General features: G+C 72.5%; 1 protein-coding gene. It reads right to left on the bottom strand.

Going from position 1 to position 255, the window contains the following annotated elements:
- A partial coding sequence (locus NFX52_RS30675; RefSeq protein ID WP_289781657.1) for a phage integrase family protein occupies positions 1–255 on the bottom strand: 255 nt, incomplete at both ends.

The following is a 255-nucleotide window of genomic DNA, read 5'->3' as shown; positions in this document are numbered from 1 at the left end:
CAAGCCGGGAATGCCCGTCCACCAGCGCCGGCGCCGCGGAATTCGCACCGTCAGATCGGCCAGGGTCTTGAAGCCATGGGCTTTCATGGCGCCGGCGGCACGCGCCGGCAGCCAGCGCTCGAGGTCGTCCGTCACCATGGGCGCGGGCACCGGCAGATGCCGCAGCGTCTCGATCGCATCCATCACGGCGCGGGCGCGCTGCGCGCGTTCCGCCGCCGAGTGTTCCAGCAGGCTGGCCAGGTCTTCCCGGTGCCG

The organism is Acidovorax facilis (genome assembly GCF_023913775.1).
In the GTDB taxonomy this organism is placed as follows: Bacteria; Pseudomonadota; Gammaproteobacteria; order Burkholderiales; family Burkholderiaceae_C; genus Acidovorax; species Acidovorax facilis.
This window is presented reverse-complemented; position numbering and strand designations above follow the sequence as displayed.